General features: G+C 65.7%; 2 protein-coding genes. One reads left to right on the forward strand and one right to left on the reverse strand.

Translation table 11 applies throughout. The annotated features are described in order from the left end of the window. Positions 1-15: 15 nt before the first annotated feature. Positions 16-774, reverse strand: coding sequence for a GntR family transcriptional regulator (locus ACFYM0_RS37945; protein ID WP_388510319.1), 759 nt, complete (start codon positions 772-774; stop codon positions 16-18). Between the two features lie 175 nt (positions 775-949). Between ACFYM0_RS37945 and ACFYM0_RS37950 the strand changes: the two genes are divergently transcribed. Beyond that, entirely contained in the window at positions 950-1,171 is a 222-nt protein-coding gene (locus ACFYM0_RS37950; RefSeq protein WP_388510322.1) for a hypothetical protein, read from the forward strand. The last annotated feature ends 42 nt before the right edge of the window (positions 1,172-1,213 follow it).

Raw genomic sequence — 1,213 nt, forward strand, 5'->3', positions numbered from 1 at the left:
CCCCACCCCAACCCGCTAGGCGCCGAAGTCGTACTCCAGCACGTAGGAGGCGGAGTCCAGGGTCATCTCATTGAACTCAACAGCCCGTCCACCTTCGGCGAACGCGGTGCGGGCGATCCGGATGACAGGTGTACCCATCGAGAGCGAAAGCCGTTCGGCTTCGTCGACCGAAGGCATCCGGGAGCGAATCTCCTCGCGGAAGTGAACGGGCTCGTGCCCCAGTTCGGCCAGCCTCGCGTACGTCCCACCGGGACCGGTGTCGGTTTGGGTGATGAGAGAGTCGGCGACGACGTCCGACGGAAGATACGAGGTCGCGAAGAGCACCGGCTTTCCGTCAAGCACGAAGCGGCGGCTGCGCGCCCAGACCCGGGACCCTGCGGGAACGCCGAGCGCGTCGGCGATGCGGACGGCGACCTCTTCCTCGCGCACCTCGATCTGATCGACGACGAGCTCCCGGTCTTCGGTATCTGCGGACCAGATGGAACGGCCTGAGCCCCACTGCTCCTGCGCCAAGCGCTGGATACCTCGTCGCCTCAAGGGTCTGAACGCCCGGACAAAGACACCGGCACCCTTCCGCGCTTCCACGAGGCCTTCGTTCTGGAGTACACCGAGGGCCTGCCGCGCGGTCATACGGGCGACGCCGTAGGTGGCCATGAGTTCGTTCTCACCCGGCAGGCGGTCGCCCGGCCCGTGCTCACCCGACTGGATGGCCGTCCTCAGCGCATCAGCGATCCGCTGGTATTTCGGCTGGCGGGAGCCGCCCTGGCTGGTCATCGAACGATCACTCCTTTGCCTATCTAGACACCCTAGGCCCGGAGATGGGCCACTGCGCGCACCGGTGTCGGGGCCAAGGGCCTCACCGCCGGGGCGGTCGAGCCCGGTGCAGACCTGCTCGATCGTGCGCTCGTCGGCTGGGAGCTCTTCCTCAGCACCTTCGAGGGCGCCTCTGATGAGTGAGCGCTATGAGTACGTCCCTCATCGGCTTCTGGGTCACCGCGTCCGCGACATTGCATCCGGCGCCGAGGGGGAGTTGATGGCGGTGATCAACGAGAACGTCTCGGACTCCGTCGCCCACGAGCGCTGGATGGAGTTGGCTTACGTCCGTGATGAGTCCGGCCGCGAGTTCACAACGACTATCCACAACATCGAAACGATCAGCCGGATGACGTGATCCACATTTGCTACCAGGGGGCGGCGCCGGACTTGGTCCTCT

The sequence above is a fragment of the Streptomyces sp. NPDC006487 genome (assembly GCF_042870555.1).
Taxonomy (GTDB): Bacteria; Actinomycetota; Actinomycetes; order Streptomycetales; family Streptomycetaceae; genus Streptomyces.